This is a genomic window from Vibrio sp. 10N.286.52.C3 (assembly GCF_041468865.1).
Taxonomy (GTDB): Bacteria; Pseudomonadota; Gammaproteobacteria; order Enterobacterales; family Vibrionaceae; genus Vibrio; species Vibrio crassostreae_C.
Window position 1 is genome coordinate 39,370 of the sequence record NZ_JBFRJM010000001.1, and the last position, 22,282, is coordinate 61,651.

The 22,282-nt window shown below is 46.4% G+C and carries 12 protein-coding genes; 9 read left to right on the forward strand and 3 right to left on the reverse strand.

Annotated features, from left to right (window positions below; genetic code table 11):
* Nucleotides 1–4: 4 nt before the first annotated feature.
* From arcB to AB4138_RS00195, 3 genes are all read right to left on the reverse strand, one after another.
* The gene (arcB, locus tag AB4138_RS00185; protein WP_372123292.1) at nt 5–2,374 is read right to left on the reverse strand and encodes an aerobic respiration two-component sensor histidine kinase ArcB; all 2,370 of its coding nucleotides are present in this window, start codon (nt 2,372–2,374) and stop codon (nt 5–7) included.
* Between the two features lie 174 nt (nt 2,375–2,548).
* A complete protein-coding gene (locus AB4138_RS00190) occupies nt 2,549–4,300 on the reverse strand; it encodes a diguanylate cyclase domain-containing protein (protein WP_372304629.1) in 1,752 nt (583 codons plus the stop codon).
* A gap of 91 nt (nt 4,301–4,391) precedes the next feature.
* Nucleotides 4,392–5,345 carry a TIGR01212 family radical SAM protein gene (locus tag AB4138_RS00195; RefSeq protein ID WP_017059306.1) on the reverse strand — a complete coding sequence of 318 codons (954 nt, stop codon included), beginning with the start codon at nt 5,343–5,345 and terminating at the stop codon, nt 4,392–4,394.
* Nucleotides 5,346–5,874: 529 nt separating this feature from the next.
* Here AB4138_RS00195 and gltB (AB4138_RS00200) point away from each other — a divergent pair.
* The 9 genes from gltB (AB4138_RS00200) (at nt 5,875) to AB4138_RS00240 (ending at nt 22,170) form a co-directional block, all read left to right on the forward strand.
* Entirely contained in the window at nt 5,875–10,422 is a 4,548-nt protein-coding gene (gene gltB, locus AB4138_RS00200; RefSeq protein WP_372304631.1) for a glutamate synthase large subunit, read from the forward strand.
* Complete coding sequence (locus AB4138_RS00205) at nt 10,422–11,891, forward strand: glutamate synthase subunit beta (RefSeq protein ID WP_017070082.1); 1,470 nt, start codon at nt 10,422–10,424, stop codon at nt 11,889–11,891. Before gltB (AB4138_RS00200) ends, AB4138_RS00205 begins: the two co-directional genes overlap by 1 nt.
* 428 nt (nt 11,892–12,319) lie before the next feature.
* Complete coding sequence (gene gltB / locus AB4138_RS00210; RefSeq protein WP_372304633.1) at nt 12,320–16,783, forward strand: glutamate synthase large subunit; 4,464 nt, start codon at nt 12,320–12,322, stop codon at nt 16,781–16,783.
* Nucleotides 16,784–16,799: 16 nt separating this feature from the next.
* Nucleotides 16,800–18,212 (forward strand): FAD-dependent oxidoreductase, encoded by a 1,413-nt coding sequence (locus tag AB4138_RS00215; protein WP_372304635.1) that lies wholly within the window; start codon nt 16,800–16,802, stop codon nt 18,210–18,212.
* A gap of 179 nt (nt 18,213–18,391) precedes the next feature.
* Entirely contained in the window at nt 18,392–18,820 is a 429-nt protein-coding gene (locus tag AB4138_RS00220) for a DUF1499 domain-containing protein (RefSeq protein ID WP_017070085.1), read from the forward strand.
* 127 nt (nt 18,821–18,947) lie between these two features.
* Entirely contained in the window at nt 18,948–19,643 is a 696-nt protein-coding gene (mtnN, locus tag AB4138_RS00225; RefSeq protein WP_012603226.1) for a 5'-methylthioadenosine/S-adenosylhomocysteine nucleosidase, read from the forward strand.
* Nucleotides 19,644–19,653: 10 nt separating this feature from the next.
* A complete protein-coding gene (locus AB4138_RS00230) occupies nt 19,654–20,607 on the forward strand; it encodes a cobalamin biosynthesis family protein (RefSeq protein WP_372051999.1) in 954 nt (317 codons plus the stop codon).
* A gap of 1 nt (nt 20,608) precedes the next feature.
* Nucleotides 20,609–21,478 carry a vitamin B12 ABC transporter substrate-binding protein BtuF gene (btuF, locus tag AB4138_RS00235; RefSeq protein WP_372102404.1) on the forward strand — a complete coding sequence of 290 codons (870 nt, stop codon included), beginning with the start codon at nt 20,609–20,611 and terminating at the stop codon, nt 21,476–21,478.
* Nucleotides 21,479–21,552: 74 nt separating this feature from the next.
* On the forward strand, nt 21,553–22,170 hold the full coding sequence (locus AB4138_RS00240) for a TRIC cation channel family protein (protein WP_017062893.1): 618 nt from the start codon (nt 21,553–21,555) through the stop codon (nt 22,168–22,170).
* Nucleotides 22,171–22,282: the final 112 nt, after the last annotated feature.

Here is a 22,282-nt window from a genome sequence, read left to right on the forward strand (position 1 = left end):
TCTTCTACCTTTGATTTAACCAACTCTTTAAAACTTCAATGTCATTCTGGTATTCGTTATTTATCTCATCAACCCAATCTGAAATGTTCTCCCACCACGCAGGCAAATCTGGAGATTGAGCTTTCTGGGCAACTTGTTGGATGCGTTTCAGACCAATAGAACCTGCAGCACCTTTAATCTTATGTGCCTCAGAAACGATACTGGCTTTATCTTTCGCGACCATGTTGGAGTTCAATATTTCCATATACTCCGGCATCATATCTTCGAACATCGCGATGTTATCCAAAACCGGTTTCGGTCCAACAATATCAACATAAGACTCTAGCATATCAATATCAAGCAAAGTGGTATCAATTTCTGAAAGAAAAGGCTTACTCGCGTCGACTTTATCAATGCTCTCAACCTTATCGGTGCCCGCTACCTTCTCAATTACCTCTGGTGCATCTTCGATAAGTTCACTGATGACATCTTGGATAGCTCGAACCGACAAAGGTTTACTGATCGCTTCGTCCATGCCTTTCTGGAAGTACTCTTGCTTGTTGTTTAATACGTTCGCAGTTAACGCCACCAAAGGCGGTAGCTGGCTGTATTTCTCGCGGTAGTATTGAGCAATATCGAAACCCGTCATATCTGGCAGTTGGATATCCAACAACACCAAATCATAGTCTTCAGGATTGAAAGCAATTTGCGCCTCTTTACCCGTCATCACGACTGTCACTTCATGGCCAAGGCTTTCAAGTAGAGAGCGAGCCACTGTGATATTGAGTTCAATGTCTTCGACCATAAAGATCTTAAGATTCGACTGTTTTCTTGGCGTTTTGATCAGAGCCTGAGTATCGTGATTCACTGGAACTCGAATCGAAACCGTAAAGGTACTGCCAAAGCCCTCTTCACTGATGACTTCAATGTGGCCATCCATCATATTAATTAGCTGTTGAGAGACAGCGAGACCAATACCCGTGCCGACAGCGTGCAAGTTGTCCGTGCCCGATTTCACCTGATAGTACATCGCGAAGATCTTCTCGATTTCACTTTCAGGGATACCAATACCAGTATCTTCCACTTCCATCGTAATGTTGGCAAAGTCACCATCAATGTCGGCGCTGACTGTCATCACCACTCCACCATCTTTGGTGAACTTCATCGCGTTACTAACAAGGTTCCACAGTACCTGTCTAAGACGAGTACCATCCACCTCAACAGCAGCTGGAAGATCAGACAATCTTTCTAGATCGAACCTTAACCCTTTCTGCTCAGCCATCAACGCAGAGATACTTTCGATCTCGACAACGAAATCTTCAAAGTTAATAGGCGTAGGGAAGAGTTCAAGCTTACGGCGGTCGAACTTATCCATATCAATAATATCGTTGAAGATATTACCCAGTGTCACCGCGCTCACCTTGATGGTTTGCATCTGCTTGCGCTGTTCGGTGGTCAGTTGGCTATCAAGCAGCATGCGGCTCAAGCCAATGATGCCGTTGAGCGGCGTTCTTAACTCGTGGCTAATAGTTGAGATAAAGGTGGTCTTATCGCGGCTGGCTTTTTCTAACGACTCTTGATGCTCTTTACGTTCAGTAATATCGCGGCCAAAACCAACCAAGCCCAAGTGACGACCATCTTTGCTGTAGAAAGGCACTTTACGCAGTTCGAAGTAACTCTTGCGGCCATCTGGGTATTCAAGCCATTGGTCATAAGTCAGTGCTTGGTTGTCAGCAAATACTTTCTTATCGGTTTCAACAACTTGCTGAGCGACCTCTTTACTGTAAACATCCCAAGGAGTTAAACCAACTAGCTCTTTTTCTGTTTTACCAGTGAGCTCTTCAACCGCACGGTTACAACCAGAGAACACACCATCTTCATTACGGTAGTAAATAAGGTCAGGCGAGGCATCGATAAACGAGCGTAACAGTGCAGTACGTTCTGCGAGTTCAAGCTGAGTACGCTCGCGCTGGAACACCTCGTTTTCGAGATCTTGCATTGCTTCTGCGCGCGCTTCTTCCGCTTTTTCACGCTCTTCAATTTCTTGATTAAGCTTCTCGATATTGAGCTGCATTTTATTGTTGAGTTCTTGGTCTCGCTCACGCATGTCGCCAAGTTTAGAGACCAATTTCGCTAACCTTTGACGTGATTCTTCCAACTGGTCCACGACCACTGACAGAAAATAAACCGCCCAAGGCGTGATCACTAAACCGAAGAAAACTGAACGGACAATGTCGATGTCATCAACATTGCCTTTGAGTGCAAGGGTGATACCGACTTGCACAACAACAGCGAGGGCAACAAGCGCTAGGGCGAGTAAGATAGAAAAGCGGACAATCCCCAGTTTTACGAGTAGATCCACGTAATACTGGGCAAGATTTTTCATGGGTTTCATTTAGCGCTCCATGCGATAAGACTAGCAACATTCTACCCTGTTTGAAGATGGGAGGTAAGCTAGCTACATCACACGCAGCAAGTGTTCAGCGGTAATTTCGAAGGTTAATTAACCAATACAAATACTAACTAAGCAAAAATAGCCGGGGATAATCAAATTGCCAATTTTATAGCGTTAGCGAATTGAGTATGGATGCACCATTGAACGGTTGCGACCGTCTGATTTCGCTTGATACAACGCACTATCAGCCAAGGCAACAGCCGATTCCATTTCATCATCAGGTGTAGGAATGTAAGAGATAATACCAATACTCACCGTGATGAATTCAGAGACTGTCGACTTCTCATGCGCAAGTTCCAATTTTAGGACTTCATCATGAATACGCTGCGCCACCAGCTGAGCACCTTCGGTCGTTGTATTTGGCAGAATAAAGCCGAACTCTTCACCACCATAACGAGCCACACAATCAGATGAACGATTCAACACCTGCTTAAATGCCTGAGAAACCTGAATCAAAGCATCATCGCCTTGTTGGTGTCCGTAAAAGTCGTTGTAGCCTTTAAAGAAGTCGATATCACATAGCATGATCGTCAGTGGCAGCTTCTCACGCACATGATAATGCCACAGTGTAGAGAGCTGTTCATCGAAACGACGTCGGTTAGACACTTTAGTCAGGCTATCCATAAAGCTGAGGCGTTCAAGTTCAAGGTTGGCTTCTTCAAGCTTTTGTTCTGCTAGATAACGCTCTGTAATATCACGCGCCATGATCAACACACCATTAGTGCTCGATGCTGGATCTCTAAACGGTGATTTGACTACATCATACCAAGTAAATGTTCCATCACTTGAGACCACTTTGTCGATATAACGCAGTGATTTACTTTGATGAAGCACTTGATGATCGGTTTCTGATATTCGCGTATAGATGCTATGTGGCACCACATCTTGTAAACGTTTACCGATCAAGTCACTGACTTCAGAGATACCCAGCGCAGCCACAAATGGTTTATTACACGCTTGATAAACCATGTTTTCATTAAAGATACCAATCGAGTCTGGGCTGGCCTCCAGGAGGTTTTGCAAGATGGTGTCACGCTGCGCAAGTGCCACTTCGGTATCTTTTCGCTTCTCCATCTCGCCACGCAGTTTCTGCTGCATGTCATGCCAATCGGTCACATCATGACTAATAGAGAGCGTGCCGATGGTTTCTCCATCTTGGGAAAGCAGCACACTTTGGTAGGTTTCAAGCAAGCAGCTTTTTCCATCTTGATCTGTAGTCCAAGAGCGTTCACTTACACGACCTTTTAATACTCCACCAGAAACACTCAGGGTGCCCTCTTCAGCACGACCATGCCAAAACTTTTTAAACGAGCGATTACTCGTCACTAACTGACCTTTCTGATCTTTCACGTAGATCAGCTCAGACAAAGAATCCAAAGCGGTACGAGCAACATTCAGTTCTCGAACTTCTTGGGACAGTTCTTCGTTAGTGTTTTTATAAGGTGAGGCGTGAATCATCCAAGCCTGCTTATTTCTAAAATGGATCTTACGACCGATCAAGTTGATCTTGAACGACTCAAATTCAGAAAGCGCCCACAGGGAGACCTGCTCGAAGGCTCGAGAGTTGATGTGGTTGGTTAAGTAGTGACGAAAGCTGTTCTCGCTTTCCACAGTAGGAAAGCGAAAATTAACACCGATTTGGCGGATACCAAGCAACTGCATGGCTTCGCGATTGGCATAGAGTATTTCGCCACTTCGAACATCAACAAAGTAGAGTGGCGACGGGGTAGCAAGTAGAAGCGTTTCGATATGCGACTGATAACGAGAATAGAGATGCCAGCAGATGAGAGCAATCAGCAATACAACAACGATATAAATACCGTAGCCATACACCCTGTCCCACAACCAAGTCATTACCAGTTCCATTTACTCTCAATCTATACCATAAAATCTGTTAGGGAAATGTTACCACTATTTATTGGTTTTATCTGCTGCTACCTACAGTCACCCATTTCTATTAATTGGCCGCGTTTAAAACAGGCAACGTGTACTCGAATGCAGAGCCCGTTTTGATGCCTTGAGCACCGGTTTTATCCAACGAACGACCTATTTCAGTCATCGCTAACCAGCGGTTCTCACACCATAAAGGAGAAAGTAAGGTTGGGCGTCTCGCCGCTGAAGAAACACGGTGATAAACCACGTCCGCAGGCGTGCGTTGAATGATCTCACTCGCGATATCGATGTACTCTTCAAGGCTTGGGGCTTCTAGCTTTCCTGCCTTCCACGCCTTAGCCATGGTACTGCCCTCTACTATATGAAGGCCGTGCAGCTTAATACCATCGGTGCCAACGGCTAATACCTTGTCTAAGGTTTCAAGGTTATCCGCTTTAGTTTCTTTTGGTAGACCAACAATCAGGTGAGTACACACCTTGATACCTAAAGCGCGTGCGCGTTGGGTGATCGTTTCATACACCGCAAAATCGTGGCCGCGGTTAATTCGCTTGAGGGTTTTATCATTGGCGGTTTGCAGGCCAAGCTCGAGCCAAATCTCATAGCCTTGTTTAACGTAGCCCGCTAACAGATCCAACACCGCATCAGGCACACAGTCTGGTCGCGTACCAACACAAAGGCCGACGATCTCTGCACCGGGTGCTTTTAGCGCCTCTTCATACATATTCTTGAGCACTTGCACCTCAGCATAAGTGCTGGTGTACGCCTGAAAGTAAGCCAGGTACTTCTTGGCACGAGCAATCTCACCCGCACGATCTTTTAGCTGGTCAGCAATACTTTGAATTTGAGTTTGTTCATCGGCAAAGGAAGCCACGTTACAAAACGTGCAACCTCCACGGCCAATTGTCCCGTCTCGGTTTGGGCAGCTGAAACCACCATGAAGCGTCAGCTTGTGAACCTTCTCGCCATAACGGCGTTGAAGGTCTTGGCCGATAGTATTGACCAACTCGTGTAATTGCATATTTTCAAAGCACTCAAGTAAATAAGAATGAATATCAGTCTTTTTTGAAAAAAAATTACATCCCTGCAAAATTCGACCAATTAGTTTACTCAAGGCTTTTTGCGAGCAACCTAACAAATATCAATAAACATGCAAAAAATCGGCTCTATTTGCCTAATGTTGCACATTTGTTAGGCATTAAATTCAAAATAAAACGAAAAAAATGGTCTACATGGGTCAACTTTCATTGCAATTCGCCTAGACAAAATTGTAGGATACTTACACATATTAGCTATTTTTGAGTATTTACTTACAACGAAAACTTGCTAATAAGTCGGTGATATCTAACTCCCACCTATATAAACCACTAGTTTGTGGTTAAAAATAAACAGGTATCACTAAGGATTGTTTTTCTCGCAATACTTTTCCTGCGAGATACGGAAAGGATTCAAACCGCCAGCATAGGCAGGTTTAGACCCATAAATATAAAAGGACAAGGCTGACTTTATACAAATAAGTTGCGCCTAGATTTAACTGGAAGGATGTATCTATGGTAGATCAAGAGCAGAACTCACAGGGTCTGTATACTCCTGAATTGGAGCATGACGCTTGTGGTATCGGTTTTGTTGCGCATCTAAAGAATCGCAAATCTCATGATGTAGTAACTCAAGCACTCGATATGCTTGCACGTATGGAACACCGTGGCGGCCAAGGCTGCGATCCGTGTTCTGGTGATGGTGCAGGTATCCTGCTACAGAAGCCGCACGAATTCTTACTAGAAGAAGCCGTAAAGCTTGGAATTAAGCTGCCATCTTTTGAAAAATATGGTGTTGGTGTTGTACTTTTCCCTAAAGATGAACACAAACGTGCACAGTGTCGTGACATTCTAGAACGCAATGCACAACGCCTTGAGTTAGAAGTTATCGGTTACCGTGAACTTCCAACGGACAATTCAATGATTGGTGCTGACCCACTAAGCACTGAACCTCAATTTGAACACGTATTTATTTCTGGCGGCCCTGGTATCACACCAGAAGAGCTTGAGCGTAAACTGTATGTTCTACGTAACTACACGGTTCGTGTATGCCTAGAAAGCGTTTCAAATATCGGTGATGACTTCTACATCAACTCTATGTCTTACAAGACATTGGTGTACAAAGGTCAGCTAACAACTGAACAAGTTCCTCAGTACTTCCTAGATCTGCAAAACCCAACCATGGTGACAGCTCTAGCACTAGTACACTCTCGCTTCTCTACCAATACATTCCCACGTTGGCGTCTAGCTCAGCCTTTCCGTTACATCGCGCACAATGGCGAAATCAATACGGTTCGCGGCAACCTGAACTGGATGAAAGCACGTGAAGCAATCCTAGAATCGGATCTGTTTACACAAGCTGAAATCGACATGCTGCTTCCTATCTGTCAGGAAGGTAGTTCGGATTCATCAAACTTCGATATGGCACTGGAACTACTTGTTCTTTCAGGTCGTACTCTGCCACACGCGTTGATGATGATGATCCCGGAAGCATGGCAAGAAAACAAAAACATGGATCCAACTCGTCGTGCGTTCTACCAGTACCACGCGAACGTAATGGAACCATGGGATGGCCCAGCATCAGTATGTTTCACCGATGGTGTTCAAGTAGGTGCAACACTTGACCGTAACGGTCTGCGTCCTTCTCGCTACACAGTAACTAAAGACGACTTCCTAGTAATGGCGTCTGAGTCTGGTGTTGTTGAGATTACACCTGAAAACGTTGAGTACCGTGGTCGTCTGCAACCAGGTCGTATTTTTGTTGCTGACCTTGAGCAAGGCCGCATCATTTCTGATGAAGAAGTGAAAGACAGCATTGCTAAAGCACAACCTTACGAAAAGTGGGTTGAAGAGAACCTTCTGAGCTTGAAAAAGCTACCTGATGCGAGCAACGAATTTAGCCAACCTTCTCCAGAGAAACTCCTACACAAACAACAATCGTTTGGCGTGAGCTCTGAAGAAGTAAACGAAATTATTCTACCTCTTGCGAAAACAGGCTACGAGCCACTTTCTGCAATGGGTGCTGACTGGCCGCTAGCGATTCTTTCTCACCAATCGCAGCACCTTTCAAACTACTTCAAACAGTTGTTTGCACAAGTAACTAACCCGCCGATCGACCCGATTCGTGAGCGCATGGTTATGTCTCTGAACACTTACCTAGGTAAAGACCAGAACTTACTTGCAGAAACACCTGAGCACTGTCAAAAAGTAGAACTTGAGTCTCCAGTACTGTCTAACTCTGAGTTAGAAAAACTGCGTGCAATCGATAACGAGCACCTTCAGGCGAAGACGCTGGATATCGTATTCCAAGCAAATGGCGACCAAGGTAAGTTAGAGCGCGCACTTAAGCGTATCTGCCAATACGCAGAAGACGCAGTGATTGATGGCTACTCTATCATCCTACTGACAGACCGTGCGGTTAACTCTAACCATGCCGCTATTCCAGCAATGCTGGCGGTTGGCGCGGTTCACCACCACCTAATCCGTAAAGGTCTACGTGCTAAGTGTGACATCGTTGTTGAAACGGGCGACGCTCGTGAGACACACCACTTTGCAACGCTTATCGGTTATGGTGCAAACGCAGTTAACCCATACCTAGTTATTGAAACGATTGTTGAACTGCAACGTACTAAGAAGCTAGATCCAAACGTACACCCACGTGAGTTATTCGATAACTACCGTAAAGGTGTTAACGGCGGTCTACTTAAGATCTTCTCTAAGATGGGGATCTCTACGCTGCAGTCTTACCACGGTGCACAAATCTTTGAAGCACTTGGTGTTAGCAAATCAGTGGTTGAAAAATACTTCACAGGTACTGTTTCTCGTATCCAAGGTCTAACGATCGACGATATCGCGCGAGAAGTATTGGTTCGTCACCGTGTTGGTTACCCAGCTCGTGAAATTCCAGCTCAGATCCTTGATGTTGGTGGTGTTTACCAGTGGAAACAACGTGGTGAGAAACACTTATTCAACCCAGAAACGATTTCTCTACTTCAAGAATCGACGCGTAACAAAGATTACGGTCAGTTCAAGAAGTACGCAAAAGCAGTTGATGACCAAGGCGACAACGCAGCAACGCTACGTAGCCAACTGGACTTCATCAAGAACCCTGCAGGCTCTATTCCTCTAGCAGAAGTAGAACCAATCGAGAACATTCTTAAGCGTTTCGCAACCGGCGCAATGAGCTTTGGTTCAATCTCGCATGAGGCTCACTCAACACTGGCTGTTGCGATGAACCGCATTGGCGCGAAATCAAACTCAGGTGAAGGTGGTGAAGATCCAGCACGTTTCGAACGTAAAGAAAACGGCGACTGGGAACGTTCAGCAATCAAACAGGTGGCTTCTGGTCGCTTTGGTGTAACGTCTTACTACCTATCTAACGCTGATGAGCTACAAATCAAGATGGCTCAAGGTGCGAAACCGGGCGAAGGTGGTCAACTACCTGGTGATAAGGTTGATGACTGGATCGGCGCAACGCGTCACTCGACTCCGGGCGTAGGTCTTATCTCGCCACCGCCACACCACGATATCTACTCAATCGAAGATTTGGCTCAGCTGATCTACGATCTGAAAAACGCGAACCGTAACGGTCGTGTCAACGTGAAGCTAGTATCAGAAGCTGGCGTAGGTACGATTGCATCGGGTGTAGCGAAAGCGAAAGCTGACGTGGTACTTATCGCAGGTTTTGATGGTGGTACGGGTGCATCTCCGATGTCTTCTATCCGTCACACAGGTCTGCCTTGGGAACTAGGTCTAGCAGAAACGCACCAAACACTACTGAAAAACGGCCTACGTAACCGTATCGTTGTTCAGTCTGATGGTCAGATGAAAACACCACGTGACCTTGCAGTAGCAACGTTACTTGGCGCGGAAGAATGGGGCGTAGCAACAGCAGCATTGGTTGTTGAAGGCTGTATCATGATGCGTAAGTGTCACAAGAATACCTGTCCTGTTGGTATCGCAACACAAAACAAAACTCTGCGTGAGCGTTTCGACGGCCGCGTAGAAGACGTAGTGACTTTCTTCCAATACATGGCTGAAGGTCTGCGTGAAGTAATGGCTGAACTTGGCTTCCGCTCTATCGATGAGATGGTAGGTCAATCGCACAAACTTAAAGTTCGTGACGACATCGGCCACTGGAAGTACAAGAACCTAGATCTAACACCTGTACTGCACATTGAGCAGGCTCGTGAAGAAGATGGTATCTACAACCAGACACAACAAAACCACAACCTAGAAGACGTTCTAGACCGCAAGTTGATTCAAGCGGCAATTCCAGCGCTTGAGAAAGGTGAAACCGTGAATGCGACCTTCCCTATCATCAACACAGACCGCTCTGCGGGTACCATGCTGTCGAACGAAATCTCGAAGGTTTACAAAGACCAAGGTTTACCACAGCCAATGAACGTTAAGTTCCACGGTAGTGCTGGCCAATCTTTCGGTGCGTTCCTTGCGAAAGGCGTTAAGTTCGAAGTAGAAGGCGACGCGAACGATTACTGGGGTAAAGGTCTGTCTGGCGGTACTTTGGTACTGTACCCAGATGCGAAGTCTTCTATCGTTGCTGAAGATAACATCGTGGTTGGTAACGTATGTTTCTACGGTGCAACCTCAGGTGAATCTTTCATTCGCGGTATGGCTGGTGAACGTTTCTGTGTTCGTAACTCAGGTGCGAAGGTTGTTGTTGAGGGCGTTGGTGACCACGGTTGTGAATACATGACTGGCGGTGTTGCCGTTATCCTTGGCTCAACAGGTCGTAACTTTGCTGCGGGTATGAGTGGCGGTGTCGCTTATGTTTGGGACAAAGCTGGTGACTTCGAAACCAAGCTTAACCCAGAACTTGTAGACCTAGATCCAATTGAACAAGAAGATAAAGATCTTCTACTAGATATGCTAACCAAGCACGTTGAATTCACAGGAAGTGAAGTTGCTCAGTCTTTCCTAGACAACTTTGAAGCAAGTATTGCATCACTGATTAAAGTTATGCCACGCGACTACAAAGCAGTTCTTGAGAAGCGTAAAGCTGAAGCACAACAGGCACAAACGGAAGAAGTGGAGGCAGTATAATGGGTAAGCCTACTGGATTTTTAGAACACGGTCGCGAGCTTCCAAAGAAGCTCGACCCATCGGTTCGTATCGAAGACAACAAAGAGTTCGTACTTAACGAAGAGTTTGGTGACAAGATCAATACTCAAGCATCTCGTTGTATGGACTGTGGCGTACCTTTCTGTCACAGCGGTTGTCCGATTGGTAACATCATCCCAGAATTCAATGATGCGGTTTACCGTGACAGCTGGGAAGAGGCTTGGAACATCCTAAGCTCTACCAACAACTTCCCTGAGTTTACCGGTCGTGTTTGTCCTGCTCCTTGTGAAAGTGCCTGTGTTCTTGGTATCAACCAAGACCCAATCACTATCTGTAATATCGAGAAAACGATTGTCGAAACTGCGTACCGTGAAGGGTACGCAAAACCTAAAACACCACGCTCTCGCACAGGTAAAACTGTCGCAGTTATCGGTTCAGGTCCTGCTGGCCTAGCCGCAGCTGAGCAGCTAAACAGCGCTGGTCACTCGGTAACGGTATTTGAACGTGACGAGAAAGTCGGTGGTCTACTTCGCTTCGGTATCCCAGATTTCAAACTGGGTATGGACGTGATTGATCGTAAGATCAACCTAATGGCTGAAGCGGGCGTTGAGTTTAAAGTTAACCAACACATCGGTGTTGATGTTAACGCTCAGCAGCTACGCCAAGAGTTTGATGTGGTATTGCTAACGGGTGGTTCTACGGTTCCACGTGACTTGCCAATCCCTGGTCGTGAGTTGAAAGGCGTTCACTTTGCCATGGAATTCCTTGGTCAAAACAACCGCCGTGCTAACAACCTAGATCTTAAAACAGAAGAGATTCACGCTAAAGATAAGCACGTTGTGGTTATCGGTGGTGGTGATACTGGTTCTGACTGTGTGGGCACATCAAACCGTCATAAGGCAGCGAGCATTACTCAGGTTGAGATCATGCCGATCCCACCAGAGAAGCGCCCTGCAAACATGCCTTGGCCTCAATACCCAATGATCATGAAAACCACCACTTCTCACGAAGAAGGTTGTGAACGTCACTGGAACATCTTAACCAAAGAGTTCATCGGTAACGAGCAAGGTCAAGTGACGGGTCTACGTATTGCTGACATCGTTTGGCAAGATGCGAAACCAGGTGAGCGTCCAGGCTTTGATGAAGTCGCGAACTCTGAACGTGTTATTCCTTGTGACATGGCATTCCTAGCAATGGGCTTCTTACACCCGGAGCCAACCGGCGTGCTTGCTCAACTAGACATTAAACTGGACGAGCGCGGTAACGTCGCTTCTGAAGGTTTTGCAACGAACCAGAAAGGCGTTTTCGCTGCTGGTGATATGCGTACTGGTCAATCTCTAGTTGTACGTTGTATTAATGAAGGTCGTGAATGTGCAATTGCCATTGATGACTTCTTAATGGGTAACTCAAACTTAGAAGCGAAAGCTGATTCACTCATGCTTTCCGCATAATATTTCTCGGGCTAACGTCAATTACGTTAGCCTAGAGGAAAAGCAATACCCTTCCTAACTTTTATATTTGGCTAGCACTCGATGCTAGCCTTTTTTCTATCTGGCATTTGTCGTTTTCAAAATTATCCTGTTGTATATGTTAAATCTCGTTAACATTCACTTTATATATCTCATTGATATCCATCGACTATTTTAGATTATTAAGTGGCTAATCGCGTTTATGCATGATAATTAACCATGAACTTGACCTTAAACACAATTAGCTATACGTTGTAAAGCTGATGAAAATAAAATCAATCGGTTTTGTTAACACAACCAATAACGTTTTAACTGGCTAAAGCAAACTATCAGTTTATAAAAAACAACAAGTATATGAATAGTTAGTCATTTACTGTCTGGATGACAGAGAAGCAAAAGGGAGAATTGTAATGGCTCTATATGATCCTAGTCTTGAAAAAGACAACTGTGGATTTGGTTTAATAGCGCAAATGGAAGGCCAACCTAGTCATAAGTTGGTAAGAACTGCTATTTCAGCCCTCGATCGCATGACACACCGTGGTGGTATCGCTGCGGATGGTAAAACCGGGGATGGCTGTGGCTTATTACTACAGAAGCCTGACTCTTATCTCAGAATTATTGCTGAAGAGAATAACTTCAAGCTCGGCAAGCAATACGCTGTCGGCATGATTTTCTTCAGCCAAGATCCAATCAAAGCGCAATCCGCGCAAGACATCGTCAATAAAGAGCTCGCTCAAGAGACCTTAACGGTTGCAGGTTGGCGTGTCGTGCCGACTAACACCGACGTTTTGGGGCCAATCGCAAAAGATTCTGTTCCAAACATTCAACAAGTCTTTATCTCAGCACCTGCAGGCTGGCGTGAGCGTGACATCGAACGCCGCCTATATATTGCTCGTCGCAGAATTGAAAAGCAGATCACCGAAGACAAAGATTTCTATATTTGTAGCCTTTCAACACAAGTAATGGTCTACAAAGGTCTGTGTATGCCAGCCGATCTTCCGCGATTTTACCTCGATCTTGCAGACTTACGCATGGAATCGGCGATATGTCTGTTCCACCAGCGTTTCTCAACCAATACTCAGCCACGTTGGCCACTGGCTCAACCATTCCGCTATTTAGCGCACAATGGTGAGATCAATACCATTGAAGGTAACCGACAATGGGCTAAGGCTCGTGCCTATAAATTCTCTTCGCCATTGCTGCCAGATTTACAAACCGCCGCACCCTTTGTGAATGAGACAGGCTCAGATTCATCAAGCCTAGATAACATGCTCGACCTGTTCCTTGCCGGTGGTATGGATGTGTTCCGAGCGATGCGCATGCTTGTGCCGCCCGCTTGGCAAAACCACCCAGATATGGACCCAGATCTACGTGCATTCTACGACTTCAACTCCAAGCACATGGAACCGTGGGATGGCCCTGCAGGTATCGTACTTTCTGATGGTCGTTACGCTGCGTGTAACCTCGATAGAAATGGCCTGCGTCCTGCGCGTTATGTCATCACCAAAGACAACCTGATCACCTTGGCATCTGAGGTCGGTATCTGGAACTACGCGCCAGATGAAGTGGCAGAGAAAGGGCGTGTCGGCCCAGGTGAATTGCTCGTCATAGATACGCGCCGCGGTAAATTGTGGCAATCTAACGAGATCGACAATGACCTTAAAGGTCGCCATCCTTATAAAGAGTGGATGGAAAAGAACGTTCACAAACTCACACCGTTTTCCGATCTGCCCGATGAGCAAGTCGGTAAGCGCAGCTTTGACGATGACACGCTCAAGACCTACCAAAAACAGTTTGCGATGAGCAACGAAGAGTCCGACCAAGTGCTGCGTGTGCTTGGTGATATGGGGCAAGAAGCAGTAGGCTCAATGGGCGACGACACGCCAATGGCTGTGCTCTCTTCAAAAGAACGCTTGGTCACTGATTACTTCCGTCAAAAGTTTGCACAAGTCACCAACCCACCGATTGATCCATTGCGTGAAAAACACGTGATGTCTTTGGCGACCAGTATTGGGAAAGAGATGAACGTGTTCTTTGAAACAGACGGTCACGCCTATCGTGTCACGTTTGATTCACCAGTACTGCTTTACTCAGACATGCAGCAGCTTCTGCAGTTGAGTCAAAAACATTATCGTCATGTCATTCTCAGCATGCACTACGACCCGAATAACCAAGATCTAGAACAAGCAATCAAAGCAGTATGTGATAGCGCCGAACAAGAAGTCAGCGAAGGTGCGGTTTTAGTTGTGCTGTCGGACAAAGGTTTAGAGAAAGGAAAACTACCGATCCCTGCAGCCATGTTGGTTGGTGCGGTGCAAACAAGGCTTGCTGATACCAACCTGCGTTGTGATGCCAACATCGTTGTTGAGACAGCAACTGCGCGCGACCCACACCAATTTGCTGTGCTGCTTGGCTTCGGTGCAACCGCGGTTTACCCATACCTCGCTTATGAAGCGTTAGGTAAAATGTTGGATGATGGCTCTTTAGATAAAGATTATCGTGCCGCAATGCAAAATTACCAAAACGGCATCAACAAAGGTCTGTACAAGATCATGTCGAAGATGGGAATTTCAACCATTGCCTCTTATCGCTGTTCACAGCTTTTCGAAGCCGTTGGCCTTCATTCCGATGTTGTTGAGCTCTGTTTCCGCGGAGTTACCACTCGAATCCAAGGCGCAAGCTTTAGCGATTTCCAACAAGATATCTATAACTTATCGCGTAAAGCCTGGACTAAGCGTAAGCCAATCGAGCACGGTGGTTTACTCAAATACGTACACGGCGGCGAATATCACGCCTATAACCCTGATGTGGTTGGCACTCTGCAAACTGCAGTAAAAACAGGTGAGACATCGGATTATCTCTCTTTTGCTAAGCAAGTAAATGCTCGTCCAGCTGCGATGTTACGCGACTTAATGAGCCTCAAAAAAGCCGATCAGCCTCTACCACTAGAGCAAGTCGAGCCTAACAGCGATCTGTTTAAACGCTTCGACTCTGCGGCAATGTCGATCGGTGCTTTGAGCCCAGAAGCGCATGAAGCATTAGCAATGGCGATGAACCGCTTGGGTGGTTACTCAAACTCTGGTGAAGGTGGTGAAGACCCTCGACGCTTTGGTACTGACCGTAACTCTCGTATCAAGCAGATAGCTTCCGGTCGTTTTGGTGTGACGCCACATTACTTAACCAATGCGGATGTTTTGCAGATCAAGGTCGCGCAAGGTGCGAAGCCTGGAGAAGGTGGTCAACTGCCCGGCCATAAAGTTACCGCAGAAATCGCTAAGCTGAGATATTCAGTTCAAGGGGTGACACTGATCTCCCCTCCTCCACATCACGATATTTATTCTATCGAGGATCTAGCGCAGCTGATTTTCGACCTTAAACAAGTGAACCCTAAAGCCTTGGTTTCAGTAAAGTTAGTATCGGAACCGGGTGTAGGCACGATTGCAACTGGTGTAGCGAAAGCCTATGCCGATCTGATCACCATTTCTGGCTACGATGGCGGTACCGCGGCAAGCCCTCTAACCTCGGTAAAATACGCAGGTTGCCCTTGGGAGCTTGGCTTAGCAGAAACTCAACAAGCACTGGTTGCTAACGGGCTTCGTCATAAGATCCGCCTGCAAGTCGATGGTGGTTTAAAAACTGGCCTTGATGTGATTAAAGGTGCGATTCTCGGTGCAGAAAGCTTTGGTTTTGGTACCGCGCCAATGGTCGCTATGGGTTGTAAGTTCTTACGAATTTGTCACCTAAACAACTGTGCGACGGGTGTTGCGACTCAAGATGAAACACTACGCCGCGAATACTTCAAAGGCCTGCCAGACATGGTGGTGAACTACTTTACAGGCCTAGCCGATGAAGTTCGCCAATACCTTGCAGAACTCGGCGTAGAAAAACTCACGGACCTGATTGGTCGTACTGACTTACTTGAAGCCGTTCAAGGCCTCACCGCGAAACAGAACAAGCTCGATCTCTCTTCAATACTCGAAGCTCCGGTATCTCCAGAAGGTCACCCTCTGTTTTGGACCGAGCCAAACGCACCATTTGATAAGGCTCAGCTCAACCAGCAGATCCTTGATGATGCCATTGATGCGATTGAGAAACGTCAATCCACCAGCCTTTACTACAACGTAATCAACACCGATCGCTCGGTTGGCGCTCGTATCTCTGGCGAAATCGCGAAACGCTACGGTAACCAAGGGATGGCGGGCTCACCAATTAAGTTGTACCTCGATGGTACAGCAGGCCAATCTTTTGCGGTTTGGAACGCCGGTGGCGTCGAGTTATACCTAACGGGCGATGCCAATGACTATGTTGGCAAAGGTATGGCTGGCGGCAAAGTGGTTATCAAGCCTCACCAAGGCACTGCATTTGTTTGTAACGAAGCGACCATCATCGGTAACACCTGTTTGTATGGTGCAACCGGAGGCAAGCTATTTGCAGCAGGAACTGCCGGCGAGCGATTTGGCGTGCGTAACTCAGGTACCGTCGCTGTGATTGAAGGCGCTGGTGACAACGCCTGTGAATACATGACCGGCGGTATTGTTGCCATTCTTGGCGCAACTGGCGTCAACTTCGGTGCGGGTATGACAGGTGGCTTCGCTTATGTCATGGATAAGAACGAAGACTTCCAAGGTCGAGTAAATAACGAGTCGGTCGAGGCACTTTCTCTGTCTGACTTATTTATCCACCAAGAACATCTGCGTGGCTTAATTGCAGAGCACTTAGAAGAGACTGGCTCAGTACACGCTGAAGCTATTCTGGCGAACTTTGATGAATGGATTCCGAAGTTCTACCTAGTGAAGCCGAAGACGGCGGACCTTAATACCTTGCTCGGTCATCAAAGCCGCAGCTCTGCTGAACTTCGTGTTCAAGCGCAATAATTGGAAGGAGCCAATAATGAGCCAGAATGTATACCAATTTATTGATGTGAATCGCGTAGATCCAGCGAAGAAACCAATCAAAATTCGTAAGATTGAGTTTGTAGAGATCTACGAACCTTTCACTAAACAACAAGCTAAGGCGCAAGCTGACCGCTGTTTAGACTGTGGTAATCCTTACTGTGAATGGAAGTGCCCAGTCCACAACTACATCCCTCAATGGCTCAAGCTTGCCAATGAAGGGCGCATTATCGAAGCGGCTGAACTTTCCCACCAAACCAACAGCTTGCCTGAGGTTTGCGGACGAGTTTGTCCTCAAGACCGTTTGTGTGAAGGCTCTTGTACCCTCAACGACGATTTCGGCGCAGTAACCATCGGCAACATTGAAAAATATATCAATGACAAAGCGTTTGAGATGGGTTGGAAGCCAGACATGTCGCATGTCGAATGGACTGATAAAAAGGTCGCAATCATCGGTGCAGGCCCCGCAGGTCTTGCTGCTGCTGATATCTTAGTTCGAAACGGTGTGAAGGCCGTAGTATTTGACCGCTATCCGGAGATCGGTGGCCTGCTCACGTTTGGTATCCCATCGTTCAAACTAGAGAAAGGCATCATGGAAAACCGTCGCCGTATCTTTAGTGGTATGGGTATCGAATTTAAGATGAATACCGAAGTCGGTAAAGACGTTCAACTACAACAACTGGTCGATGACTACGATGCTGTCTTCTTAGGTGTCGGTACCTATAAAAACATGCGTGCTGGCTTAGATAACGAAGACGCACCGGGCGTTTATGATGCACTGCCATTCCTTGTTTCCAATACCTACAAGGTCATGGAACTGGATAACCCAACACCATTCATCGACATGAAAGGCAAAAAAGTGGTTGTGCTCGGTGGTGGTGATACCGCGATGGACTGTGTCCGAACTTCGATTCGTCAGCATGCAGCTAATGTTGTTTGTGCTTATCGCCGAGATGAAGCGAATATGCCGGGCTCTCGCCGTGAGGTGAAGAATGCGCGTGAAGAGGGTGTGAAGTTCAAGTTCAACCTCCAACCTATTGGCTTAGAGCTTAACAGCGCTGGTCATGTGGTTGGCGTTAAATTCGTGAAAACCGCTTTGGGTGAACCTGATGAAGCAGGCCGTCGTCGCCCAGAGCCTGTCGAAGGCAGTGAACATGTTCTTGAAGCCGATGCTGTGATCATGGCATTTGGTTTCCAACCTCATGCGATGGAATGGCTAGAACCCTTCGGTGTGGAACTCGATCAGTGGGGTCGTATCAAGGCTCCCGGTAAACAAGAGTTTCAATACCAAACCACCAACAGCAAGATCTTTGCAGGTGGCGATGCGGTTCGAGGATCTGACTTGGTAGTAACCGCTATCGATGAGGGCCGTAAAGCCGCAGAAGGGATCTTGGATTACCTAGAAGTGTGACTAATCTAAAGTTTCCTCTATTAATCAATCCATTACTATAAAAAGAGGATCCGCATATGGATCCTTTTTTAAGTTCGATACGTTTTACCAACGGCATAACAAAGAATACGTAAAACAATCGTAAATTAACAAATACCGAGAACTACAATTAAAATTAAAACAACGCCATAGGAAACACTATGAAAAAAGCCGCTCTCCTCTCTCTATCTCTTTTGACTTTAACCGCTTGCAGCCAAGGAATCACGGACATGAAAGACAGAACTTCATCACCTTGTGGAGACAAACCAAACTGCGTATCAACTCAAGATGACCGTGAGCAGCACGCATTGGCCGCGTTTGAGTTGTCAGATTCAGCGAACTTGGATGCGATTGAGCAGGTTGCACTAACCTTACCGGGATCGAAAACCGCGAGTAAAACAGAAGATTATCTGCGTGTTGAATGTACCTCTCGCATCATGCGTTTTGTCGATGACTTAGAGCTTAAGATCACGGATGGCAAACTGATCGTGCGTTCAGAGTCTCGTACTGGCCATTCTGATTTTGGCGTAAACCGAAAACGAGCTGAACAACTTCGTGCTAGCTTGAAAAGCGAAGGCCTAATCAAATAGATAAAAGAATACGCAGATAAATCACTACTATTCGGATGAGAAGTGCCTCTGGGCAGTCGCTCGACACTTCTTATCCATGCTACAATTTCGCTCTACTGTTTAAATATTATTTATTAAGAGACTACACATGAAAATCGGCATCATTGGCGCAATGGAGCAAGAAGTTGCGATCCTAAAAGCAGCAATTTCAGACATTACTGAAGTTAATAAAGGCGGTTGTACCTTTTTCTCTGGTCAGCTAAATGGTGTTGACGTTGTTTTGCTTCAATCTGGCATTGGTAAAGTAGCAGCGGCTGTTGGTACTTCAATCCTACTAAGCGAATACCAACCAGATGTCGTTCTTAACACGGGCTCTGCTGGCGGTTTTGATTCAACACTGAACCTTGGCGATGTGGTTATCTCTACTGAAGTTCGTCACCACGATGCAGACGTTACGGCTTTCGGTTACGAAATCGGCCAAATGGCAGGTCAACCTGCAGCGTTCAAAGCTGACGACAAGCTGATGGCTGTTGCAGAACAAGCACTAGCACAAATGGAAGATAAGCACGCCGTTCGTGGCCTTATCTGTACTGGCGACGCATTTGTTTGTACAGCAGAACGCCAAGAGTTCATCCGTAAGCACTTCCCATCAGTGGTAGCTGTAGAGATGGAAGCATCGGCTATCGCTCAAGCTTGTCACCAATTCCAAGTACCATTCGTGGTTGTTCGTGCAATCTCTGATGTTGCAGACAAAGAATCACCAATGAGCTTCGAAGAGTTCCTGCCACTAGCAGCGCAAAGCTCTTCTGAAATGGTTATCAAGATGGTTGCCCTACTAAAGTAAGCGACTAGACATGCAAACACTGTTTGATCAGGTATTTGCAAATGGCGTGCTCCTTGTGATGTGGGGAGCACTGCTTTTTCATTTAATTTTACCTATCCCCCATGCCGCACACCCCACGACCTTATGGCATAAGTTTGCTGAACTTTTAGCAACCAAGGTTAATAACAACCACAACTATTCCCAAAGCTTAATCTCAGGCACATTAGCCTGGGGGTTAATGGTACTGCCAACTCTGGTTATTCTCTTGGCACTGCAACCATTGGTTTGGCAATCTCAACTGTTTGAATTGGCACTGTTATTACTCGCGATTGATTGGCGCAATAATGAAAAGCTGGCTAACCAACTGATCAAAGTACTTGGCCGAGAAGATAAAGCGGCCGCTCGTCAGTTACTGGCTCCGATTGTCAATCGTCAAACCGAATCACTTTCGTCACTTGGCCTCGGCAAAGCCGCCACAGAAACCATAATCATGGGTTACGCTCGTAACGTAGTTTGTGTGTTGTTCTGGTACGCCATTGGTGGTGGAATCGCTGCGTTAATGTATCGCCTTGTGGTCGAGTTAGCTCGAGCTTGGTCGCCAAGTCGCAAGCAGTTTTCTCCTTTCGGCTCAACGGCAATCAAGATCGTCGCTATCCTAGAACTTATACCAATGCGCTTATTTGCCTTGATGATCGTCTTTGGTGATAAAGCAACGCACACATTTAAGATGATGCTAGTCCAAAGTCGCTCTTGGCCACTACCCGGCCCAGCCTGGTTAATCACGGCTGTTGGCAACAAGCTGGAGTTATCATTAGGTGGCCCTGCGATTTACGACAACACCAAAGCCATTCGCGCGAAATTAGGCGGAAGAATCGCACCGTCAGCTCTGCATCTATCTCAGGTTCAGAAACTACTCTTTGGTCGCATCGCTATCTGGATCTTTTTACAAAGCCTAGCCTTACTATTTATTCACCAAGGGATTTAGAGTGAAACCTTCAGCACTTGTTACAAGCCTTACTATTTTGTCTTCCAGCTTATGGCTGCCTTTATCATTTGCAGAAGAAGCACCACTGACTCAAGAACAAGTACAGCCGGCTCAACGCGTGGTCAGCCTTGCTCCTCATGCCACTGAACTCGCGTACAGCGCAGGTTTAGGTAACAACCTTGTCGCCGTAAGTGAACGAAGTGATTACCCACCACAAGCCGATAAGCTTGAAAAAGTAGCAAACTATCAAGGTATCAAGGTTGAGAAGATCATCGCACTTCAGCCTGATTTGATTCTTGCGTGGCCAGCGGGAAACCCGCCCAGAGAGCTCGCGAAACTAGAGCAATTTGGTTTTAATATTTACTACTCCAAGACCAAAAGCCTAGACAGTATCGCAACCAATATTGAACAACTGAGCGAATACGCTAGCGATCCAAGCATTGGCGAAAATAACGCTCAGCAATACAGAGAGCAGCTCAACGCGTTGAGACTAGAATACAAAGATGCCGAGCCAGTAAACTACTTCTACCAGCTCAGTGAAAAGCCGATCATCACTGTTGCTCAAGGACACTGGCCAAGTGAGGTGTTTGAGTTTTGTGGTGGCCACAATATTTTTGAAGACAGCGCCTCGCCATATCCGCAAGTTGGTATTGAACAAGTTGTATTAAGAAAACCGCAAGTGATTTTCACTTCTCAGCACGCGATTGAGAATGGAACCATGTGGCAAACATGGGAAGATGAAATCCCAGCAGTCGCTCAAAATCAGATTTGGTCCCTCAATTCAGACTGGATTAATCGCCCGACAACGAGAACTTTGAAAGCGATCCAACAAGTGTGCGATTTCTTCGATAGAGCTAGGCAAAATCACTAACTATTTGCTGCGTTTTTTCGTACAATTCGCCACCGACCTGTCCCTACAATTTTAACTATAAGAGCACCAGTATCATGGACTCCATGCTGCTTTATATTATCGATTTATTTGGCACTGCCATCTTTGCCGTCTCAGGTGTATTTGTCGCTGGCCGTCTTAAGATGGATCCCTTTGGCGTCGCCGTTCTAGGCAGTGTAACCGCGATTGGCGGCGGCACAATTCGTGACATGGCATTGGGTGCAACTCCCGTGTTTTGGATCACCGATACCACCTACCTTTGGGTCATCATCATCACCTGTTTGCTGACCATGATTATTGTAAGACGCCCGAAACGTCTGGCTTGGTGGATATTGCCGGTATGTGATGCGATTGGCCTAGCGGTGTTTGTTGGCATTGGTGTAGAAAAAGCACTTATCTATCAAGATTCAGCACTAGTGGCGATCATCATGGGTGTCATCACCGGCTGCGGTGGCGGTATTATCCGCGACGTACTTGCCCGTGAAGTGCCTATGATTCTAAGAAGTGAAGTCTACGCGACCGCTTGTATCATTGGTGGTACTTTCCATACCATGGCGATCAGCATGGGGCACGATTCAGAAACTGCATTTCTGGCCGGCGTGTTCTCAACACTATTGATAAGGCTTGGCGCTATTCGTTGGCATTTATCATTGCCGACCTTCGCCATCAAATAAGCTAACGTTACAAAGTGAAAGGCTCCGCAAAGGGGCCTTTCTTAATTTGAGCTCCCCAACACAATTATTATGCTCTCGCGCTACACGTGCGAGCATAGCTAAAAATACCTAA